The 9,540-nt window shown below is 48.1% G+C and carries 6 protein-coding genes; 4 read left to right on the forward strand and 2 right to left on the reverse strand.

The window, feature by feature from the left end:
- Positions 1–16: 16 nt before the first annotated feature.
- The 4 genes from ribE to Q8L79_RS11445 are packed head-to-tail and all read left to right on the forward strand — an operon-like array spanning position 17 to position 2,407.
- Positions 17–493 (forward strand): 6,7-dimethyl-8-ribityllumazine synthase, encoded by a 477-nt coding sequence (ribE, locus tag Q8L79_RS11430; RefSeq protein WP_305271236.1) that lies wholly within the window; start codon positions 17–19, stop codon positions 491–493.
- Complete coding sequence (gene nusB, locus Q8L79_RS11435) at positions 493–927, forward strand: transcription antitermination factor NusB (protein WP_305271239.1); 435 nt, start codon at positions 493–495, stop codon at positions 925–927. Before ribE ends, nusB begins: the two co-directional genes overlap by 1 nt.
- 54 nt (positions 928–981) lie before the next feature.
- Entirely contained in the window at positions 982–1,917 is a 936-nt protein-coding gene (gene thiL / locus Q8L79_RS11440; RefSeq protein ID WP_305271242.1) for a thiamine-phosphate kinase, read from the forward strand.
- Entirely contained in the window at positions 1,901–2,407 is a 507-nt protein-coding gene (locus Q8L79_RS11445; RefSeq protein ID WP_305271244.1) for a phosphatidylglycerophosphatase A, read from the forward strand. The genes thiL and Q8L79_RS11445 overlap by 17 nt, the downstream gene beginning before the upstream one ends.
- A gap of 335 nt (positions 2,408–2,742) precedes the next feature.
- Here the strand turns inward: Q8L79_RS11445 and Q8L79_RS11450 are convergent, their stop codons facing one another.
- Together Q8L79_RS11450 and Q8L79_RS11455 are read right to left on the reverse strand one after the other, a co-directional pair.
- Positions 2,743–5,097: a PAS domain S-box protein gene (locus tag Q8L79_RS11450; RefSeq protein WP_305271246.1), complete on the reverse strand. Its 2,355-nt coding sequence runs from the start codon at positions 5,095–5,097 to the stop codon at positions 2,743–2,745.
- 381 nt (positions 5,098–5,478) lie between these two features.
- On the reverse strand, positions 5,479–9,540 hold a 4,062-nt coding region (locus tag Q8L79_RS11455; protein WP_305271248.1), incomplete at its 5' end, for an S-layer family protein.

The raw sequence follows: 9,540 nt of genomic DNA on the forward strand, positions 1-9,540 counted from the left end.
ACAATAGAGAAACATTATGTCAACATTAAAAACCTTTGAAGGGAATTTACTCGTTCAAGGCGGAAAATTCTGTATCGTAGCCTCCCGGTTTAACAGTTTCATCGTTGAACAACTGGAAGCCGGTGCGATTGACGCGCTGGTGCGCCATGGCGCCAATAAAGCGGATATTCATCTGGTAAAGGCTCCCGGTGCATTTGAGCTGCCTATGGTGGTGCAACGCGTGGCGGCGGCTAAAAAATACGATGCGATTATCGCATTGGGCGCAGTGATTCGTGGCGGCACACCGCATTTTGAATATGTCGCCGGCGAGTGTGTTAAGGGCTTGGCACAGGTTTCCTTGCAATACAATGTGCCGGTCAGTTTTGGCGTATTAACCGTTGACAGTATTGAGCAGGCGATAGAGCGAGCGGGTACCAAAGCCGGTAATAAAGGCGCGGAAGCGGCAATGTCCGCCATTGAAATGGTAAGTTTATTTAATAACCTGGAAATCTGATGAGTCAAGCTCGAACCAATGCCCGAAAAGCGGCTGTACAGGCATTGTATCAATGGCAGATGGCCGGTCAGAACCTTAGTGAGATTGAACGGCAGTTTCTGGAAGAAGAGCGATTGAAAGACGCTCAGAAAAGTTATTTTGTCGAGTTGTTTTACGGCGTACCTAAAAATCTGGATGCCATTGATCAGGTGTTGTCGGAATTTGTAGATCGTCCTGTCGATATGATTGATCCGGTCGAAAGGGCGATTTTAAGAATCGGTGTGTATGAGTTGCTGCATCGTTTGGATATGCCGTATCGGGTTGTTTTAAATGAAGGGATTAATCTCGCCAAGTATTTTGGCGCCGACGGTAGTCATAAGTACGTCAACGGCATACTGGATAAAGTCGCTCAGAAAAAAAGAGCTGTGGAAATTAAGGCGAAAGGCGCAAGATGAAAGGCCAAAGGCATATATTTTTAGCCTTTAGCCTTTAGCCTTTCATCTAATCTCATGCCACTTTCCGAATTTTCCCTGATCCAGCGTTTCTTCACCCGGCAGCGGGTCACAAATCCTTCAACGCGTTTGGGCATAGGCGATGACTGCGCGTTGTTGTCCATTCCCGACGGTTATGAACTGGCAGTGACCACCGATACCATGGTAGAAAACGTGCATTTTTTTGCCGGAACCGACGCGGAGCTGCTGGGTCATAAACTACTGGCCGTCAATTTGAGCGATCTTGCCGCGATGGGCGCAAAGCCTGTTTCCGTGACACTGGCCTTAACCCTGCCTAAGGTTGATGAAAACTGGTTGACGGCGTTTGCCAACGGTTTTTTAAATTTGGCCGAGCGGTATTCAGTGGATTTGATTGGCGGCGATACTACGTCCGGTCCACTGACCTTGACCGTTCAAGCCATGGGTTTAGTTTCAAAAGGCAGAGCGCTGATGCGCTCAGCGGCGCGGCCCGGCGATTTTATTTATATGACCGGTTTCTTGGGCGATGCAGGACTGGGCTTAAAGATAAAGCAAGGTTATATCTGTGCTGATCCCGAGGCTGCTTTAACACGGTTTAACCGGCCGGAGCCGCAAATCGAAGCAGGGCAGGCTTTAATCGGCATTGCCAACGCCTGCATCGATTTATCGGATGGGTTGGCGGGCGATCTGGGTCATATTCTGGAACAAAGCCGGGTAGGCGCATGTCTCGATTGGGACGCGTTGCCGATGTCAGAAGCGGTGCTTGCCTACATCAACGATACCGGCGATTGGCCTATGCCGCTGACCGCCGGTGATGATTATGAGTTGTGCTTTACCGTAAGCCCTGAGCAGGCGGCGCAGTTGACCATAGCGGCTACCAAAATCGGTATCATTGAATCCCGGCCTGGTTTGCGGTTGAACAAATCGGGTCACATCCAACCATTAGAGGTAAAAGGCTTTGAGCATTTTTCTTAATACTCAGCTGGGTAAGAACAAGCTGACACCCAAGCAGATACTGTCTGACCCCGTCCTGTTCCTGGCCTTCGGTTTCGGTTCCGGTCTGGCAAAAAAAGCCCCCGGCACCTTTGGTACATTGGCGGCCGTTCCCATTTATTGGCTGTTTGCACAAACCAATCTATTCGTTTATAGCCTGTTGACGCTCATCGTGACAGTTGTCGGTATCCGGATTTGTGACATAGCCGCAAAAAAGCTGGATGAACATGATTTTGGCGGTATCGTTTGGGATGAGATTGCCGGTTACCTGATAACCCTATGGTTGGTTCCCTTTAGCTGGCAGGCTATGGTATTGGGCTTTATCTTGTTTAGATTCTTCGACATACTCAAGCCGTGGCCGATCAGGTGGGCTGATCGGCAGGTGCATGGCGGATTGGGCATCATGTTGGATGATGTGTTGGCCGGTGTGATTGCAGGCGCTTTATTGTTTTGGTTTTCAAGCTATTTTTGATTCGGGTTCGTCGATGAGTACTCATAAAAAAACGATACCAAACCTTTACCGGCACTCTGTTTGTTGTAGAGCCAGCCATCTAATTGTGTGAGGCTCAAGGCATCCCGCCGTCGCACGTATCGGCAATAAACTTGATCTGTTAACCTGTGTATTCTGTCTTCACGCTCTGTTGAAAAACCCGATATGCGATCAACGTCCAGGATTTTTAGATAAAGACCCCAGGCTTCCTCTGTTAATTTCCTCAGCATTGTTTTAATCCTAAATCGACACAAGTACCTTTGGTGTAAATTCAGATTAGCATACAGAAATGTAAGCAATCCCTGACAAGCGATCTATTAATGCCGTTTAAAAACCATTAATGTAATATCATCATTAAAAGATTCACTGCGGCAAAATTGTTTTAGCTGTTCCAGCAGCGTTTCAATGATAATCTGCGGGGACTGCAGTGCATGTTTAACGAGAATATCATTGACGCGCTTTAGGCCGAAAAACTCGCCATTGGCATTTTCCGCTTCGATTAAACCATCGGTATACAGCAGGATTAAGTCGCCTGACGATAACGTGGTGGTTTTTTCTTCAAAAACGACATTTTTGTTTACCCCCAGAATTAATCCATCGGCATCCAGTTGCCTGCATTCAGTTTGAAAAAGGCTGAGTAATAACGGGGGAGGGTGGCCGGCATTGGCAAAACTCAGTTGATGGTTGGTGCTGTCATATTGCAGATAAAACAGGGTGATAAAGTAGTCGGATCTATCCAAATCCTCAAAAAGAAAATTATTGAGGACTTTCAGGGTTTCTGCAGGCGTAGCCGAGCCGCTTGCCTGAGTTCGAATGGCGCTACGGGTTTCCACCATAAACAGGGCCGGGCCGATTGAATGGCCGGAAACATCGGCAATAATCATGTCCAAGTGGTCTTCATTACGGTAAAAATAATCAAAATAGTCGCCGCCAACCTGATCGGCAGGCAGGCAATAACCTGTGACTTCAAAATGATTGGATTTAATCGGTGCCGAAGGTGAAAGCGATGCCTGAATGCGTTGGGCAATCTTGATTTCACTTTGAGCAATGGCCAGATTGATCTGCGCTTGGCGAATTGCCGCTTCCGTAGCTTTTCGCGTGGTAATGTCTACGATGGTGCTCAGTACCAGCGTTTCTTCTTTGCTGTCGATGAGACTGAGGCCTATTTCAACCGGAAACTCAGTCCCATCTTTACGTAATCCGTAGAGATCCTGACCCGCTCCCATAGGCCTGGACACAGGAGCGGCGAGGTACGCTTGGCGAAAACCAACATGCATAGTGCGAAAGCGCTTAGGCACTAATATTTCAACCGGTTGCCCAATCAATTCAGAACGTGAGTAACCGAAAAACGCCTCTGTTTGCGAGTTGACCATCTCAATCGTTCCCGATTTGTTTACCATAACAATCGCATTCGGTGCCGATTCCACCGCTTGCCGAAACCGGTGCTCCAAGCGCTTACGCTCGGTGATATCGTGAATAAAGCCGCTGAATATATAGGTATTACCCAGCTTTAAGGGGGAGATGCTGAGTTCAATAGGGAATTCAGTGCCGTCGCGGCGAATGGCGGTCTGCTCAATCAATTGATTTAATAATGGGCCAACTCCAGTGCGCAGGAAGAGTTCCAATCCCTGTCGATGCGCATAGCGGTGGGCGGGTGGAATAATTAACTCGTCAAGACGCCGGCCGATGGCTTCATCTTTAGTCCAGCCGAATATTTTTTCTGCCGGGTGATTCCAGTCGGTAACGATGCCGTAAGAGTCCATAATCACGATAGCGCTTAAGGAACTTTCAATGATCAAGCGGATACGTTTTTCACTTTCGATCAGCGCATCCTGAAAATGCATTCTGGCGGTAATGTCCCGATCAACCCCTCGCCATTTAAGCAGTTTTCCAGCGGAATTAATAATGGGTAATCCGGTCGATTCGGTCAATATCTGGCGACCGTCTTTGTGCTGATAGTGAGACAGCAACGCATAAAAAGGCTGGTGACTGGTCGCGTATCGCTGCTGGTCTACTTTATCCTGAGGAGTTAAAAATTCGGTATAGTGTTTGCCAAGCACTTCATCCGGGCTATAACCCAGTATTTGCATAACAGCAGCACTGCTATAGCTATAGTATCCATTGGGATCTTGCTCCCACAACCATTCGCCGGCCATTTCCGCCATCTGTCGAAAACGTTCTTCACTTTCGGTAAACGCAGATTCGACGTTGAGGTCTTTGGCAGACTCTTCGACTCCGCTTAGAAAAGAGCTGTTCTGAATCAGTAAAACAATGTCGGTTTTATTGGATGTTGGACCGGATAACACTGAAAGCGATATTAATACTTGAATTTTGTTATTTGCCTTGGTGACTATTTCACCGGCAAAACTTATCGCTCTCAGTTCACGCTCGAACCGCAAGGATGTGGTGAAGGCAGATATAGCAGGAGCCTTATCTGCCTTGCTTACATCCCTGTAGGCAAAGCTTTGGCTAATTATATTGGCAAAGGCTTCTTGCCATAACGCCTTGTCATTTCCGGCGGCGTAGATAAGATCAACAGGACTGCCGATAAGTTCTTTCTCGGTATAGCCTAAAAACGTAGCGGCGGAAAGGGTAAGCTGTTTAATGCGCGGTAGGGTGTCATCTGGACGAGCCAGCTCAACGACAATGATGTGAGGTATGAGCTGAAGCATGTTTTTTAGTCAAAAAGCTAAGGGAGTTTTACCTACAGAGATGTAGGTAAAGCGCGTGGTCACGACTTTATGAGCACATATTGCAGGAGTAGTTGCCGAGGAGCGGGAGCTTTTAGGCTCATATTCGACCGCGAGAGTTAATTTGATAAGTTTAAATGAGTTCATTGTCCGTTCCTCTGAATAGCGACTAAAAGATAGATACAAGGTACTCACTCTGTATGCTTTGATGATAAAAAACTCAACATCATTTAGCAATCTATATTTAGTGGGGTTGTTATACGCGGACGGCTTATTCGGCTGGTTCAGGTCCGTGCTTTGATGAACCTAAAGTTCATGGAGCTCAGATGCATGGCGGTTCTACAGAAAAGAAATGTTAGCTTATCATTTAGTACACTGTTTGGCATTTTTGCCTTTTTCTGCGGAGGAGACTAAATACTCGTCCGTGCTATCTTTGTCGCTACCCGATTGGTCAGCTAATGGCCGCGTTAGCTGGGTTGTTGTTCCCAGCACCACTGCAGTAACTTCTTTTACGGAATTGGTTAAGGTATTTCCACCTGACGCTGCATTATTGAAATATTGCAGATATGAAGCTGCATTGCTTCCGGTAAGCGTACCGCCTGCCAGAGTAACGCCATTGGCTGCGGAAATAGGCGCATTAATGGAGAGAATATCGCCATTACTGGCGGTAAGGCTAACATTGCCACTGGTTGAAGAAACAGCCCCATTAACCGTAAGTGGAGACTTCGCCTTGATTGCAATATTTCCGGCGGCATTAGCTACCGTTGTTCCCGGGTTAATGACAGTTGAGCCAAGAATAAACCCTCCAACATTTTCAACATCAATCCAGCCGTTGGATGCGCTCAGGCGGTTCATCCGCGAAACTCCCTGGGTGCGCGAATAAATATTGCCGCCCGCACTGATGTCCAGCACGTTGGTAATAGAGTTTACTCCGGCAAAGGTGACATCGTCGCTACTGTTAGCGGTGAGATTGACGGCACTGATGTTACCTGATATGCCCTGAGCTATGGTGTTGATGGCGTTGATGAAAATGCTGCTGGCGGTGAGTGTGCCGCCGCTCTGGTTGAAGGCATTGCTGACATTAAAGCTGTCGGCTGAAAGGTTGCCTCCGGATTGAGTGTATTCGGCGGTACTAAAGTTGCCGCTGATTCCCAGGTTACCACCGGTCATCTGAAAATGTCCCAGACTATTCAAGCTGTTCAGATTGGTATTGCCCGCTAAAGAGTCGTAAGTTACGGTAACGCCGGTCGGGATAGTAGCGGTTAGTACGTTCCCGGTTGTAGGTAGGATATTATTCGCCCAGTTACCCGCTGTTGACCAACTGCCGTTGCCGCCAACCCAGGCGACGCTGGCCAAAGGGTTAATAGTCAAATTAGCACCGGTATAACTAATGCTGTAATTGCTATTGGCTAAACTGCCCTGATTGATGGCATAGGGGCTGGCAGAGACGGTTTCGCCCGCTGTTCGTGCCAGCGCGCCGGTCAATACTGATGATGATTCCCCGTTGACAAAACCGGTGGCGTTATAGGTAAACACAGGGTCAAGCGCTCCGTAGGTTTTACTAGCGGCAATGGCCATGATATTTAAGTCGTGAGGGGTAATAGTGAGTTGACCGTCTATACCGGTAAAAGTGTAATTACTGCTGGTGATTTTCGGTGTGATCGCGTACATACCTACGTTAGATAACGATGTTGCGAAGGTAGTGTAGGTAAGGCCAATGGAACTAAGCGTATCGCCGTTGGCAAGTCCGCCAGCAGTAATATTGCCGGTAAAAACAGGGTTGGCGTCGCCATAAACCCGTGTGGCATTATCGGCTGTAATGCTTAGGCTGAATAGCGCTGGAGTGATAGTGAATTCAGCCACACTTGCCGTATTATCAGAAATAACATAGCCCAAGGCATTACTTAATCCGGCATTATAGGCGATGTTGTAGCTGCCTACAGATGAGCTTGTCGTTGCATTAGTCGAGAAGCCGGCTGTGCCGCCGATATTAGCGTCGGCTGCTGTGTCATCGTCAATGTAACCGCTTAATGTATAACCCAAGCCCGCTAAACTGATCGAACTTCCATAGAGGCTACCGGCAGTCCCTGGAGTAACATTCAGCACAGGCGTAATGCTGTAAAGTAGGCCGTTACCGGTGGTTGGAATACTGTAACCAGTGCAATTACCGGTTGCGTATTGACAACCATAATGTTTGAACGTTGGGCTTAATCCGTTTAGTGTGTTATTGGCTGGATTAGTTGAATATATCAGCCAGCGACCGCTACCGGAAACGCTGAACGCACTGCTGCCAATATTGTTGGTGTAATTGCCGCCAGTCATCAGCACAATGTCTCCGCCATTGCTTGAGGTGATCGCGCCGTTTTGGGTAATTGTGTTACCGGCACTAACAGTGATATTGGATAGTGCCGTTAGGGCACTATTACCATTATATATATTAAACCCGGATGTGCCTGTATAAACAGGCGTGGTACCGACTAGCGTGCCGCCAGAACCCGAGACCGTCTCCGTGTAACTGCTGCTGTTAAAGGGAGTGAAAATTGTCGATTTTAGGTTGTTGAGTGAAGTAAAGTCAGTCATCAATTGAGAGGTAATGACTGAGGTGCCGTCACTCAAACCGATGGTCACGTCACCGGCGAAGCTGTTGTTTGCGGCTCCGTAATTAAAGCTGATGCTTCCTGTGGAATTTAGTACAGCTTCGAAAATTGCTGTGTTTCCAGAGTTGGAATAGCGCTCGACGTTCCATTGCACCGCAAAATCTGCGGCAGTCGGACGAGAGATAAAGATGTTTTTTCCGGATGAGGTGTGCAGTTCCCAATCATTCCAAGCAGGTGCAATGGCCTTATAAGCGGCCAAAGCAGCTGGAGTATCGATGTAGGCCGATGTTCCAGTGCCAAATGTAATCAGACCATTGCTACTGATGTAGGCTTGAGAATAAGCGGTGCCGAAAAAAGTGAAGGTGAACGGCAAATTATAAATAAAGTATTGGTCGTCAACGTAATCACTGTTAGAGGACAGGCCGATATTAACATTCCCTAAGGCATTGATGGCAATGTGGTGCTGTGAACGCACATCAGTAAGCGTAAGGTTATTACCGCTTAATGCGATATCGCTACTGCCAGTGACAATGCCGTCCACGCCACGATTGGAAATTATGCCGTCGGACTGCATTAGATCGCCTGCTGAACCGGTACCGTTGGCAGTAATATTCAAATTTCCGCTGCTGATAAGTTGAGTGTTGTAGAGATAAACCCCCTTAGTGCTACTCCCGCTTCCCTGCCCAGTTCCGGTAATGCTTAGCTCCCCGCTGGTGGTAGTGAGAGTACTGTTATTCAGGTAAACGCCATGGTTATAATTCGCTCCATTACCGCCGGTGCCGTTAAGGGTCAGCGTCCCATCGGTGCTGGCGAGCTCTGTGTCTACAAGATAAATACCATAATTTTCGTCTTCCCCATTGCCGCCGGTACCATTAAGGGTCAAGTTGCCGGTGCCGCTGTTCAGTCTGGAAAAGCTGGTTTTGATGCCTCTATAAGAGTTACTTCCATGAAAACCTTGTCCTTTTAGCTCGATAAGTCCACCGTTGGAATTGAGGGTAACTAAACTGCTATTCGATGTGCCAGACAAGAATATGCCATCGCTTTCTTCATCAAGAACAGACCCATAGCCTACAGCCGCACTGGAGCATCCTGCGGAGGTACAGGTGCCGCCACCAAGAATAATATTGCCACCGTAGCTGTTGATGGATGAGCCCCCATACATTTTAATATTGCCGATGCTATTGCTGTCAGCATCGGCGTTGAGGATGACGTTTAGTTTATTGCTGGTAGAGCTGATGTCGACACCACTGTTAATAATGATGGCGTTGTCAGCCTTAAGGTGCAGAGTGGCGTCGCTCCCCGCGGTTTTGCTGATATTGGCCGCTACGGTAATATTGCCTACTTCTGCACCCGTAGCGCCACCGGTGTAAATAGTGATGTTAGTACCATTGTTGAGTTGTGTATTTATTGCGGAATTTCGAAGATACGAAGAGGCCGACGTCGCCATCCAATTAGAGGATGGAATGAATGGATCCGTAATAGAGATGACGTCGGTCATGTCATCAACAATAGTGATGTTGTAAGGGTCAAGCAGCCACTCGCCACCCAGACCGTGGGGCGAGGATGCATTAATCCTAATGCCTGCGGTATCCAGCCAATGCCCCGAGGTTTCGATAAAACCGCCGTTGCCGCTGTTGGAGCCACCCTTGGCCGAAATATTGCCGTAGACTCTTGTCGTATCATCCGACCATGCAATGACCTTGCCGCCGTCGCCATGGGTTTTGGCATCGGCTTTGATGGTCGTGCCCCGGCCTATATAGGTAGCCTTGGCATTATGGACATTCGGGTTCTTGCCCTGATAATCGCCGCCGATCAACACCTGTCCGCC

This window comes from Methylobacter sp., assembly GCF_030680395.1.
Classification (GTDB): domain Bacteria; phylum Pseudomonadota; class Gammaproteobacteria; order Methylococcales; family Methylomonadaceae; genus Methylobacter_A.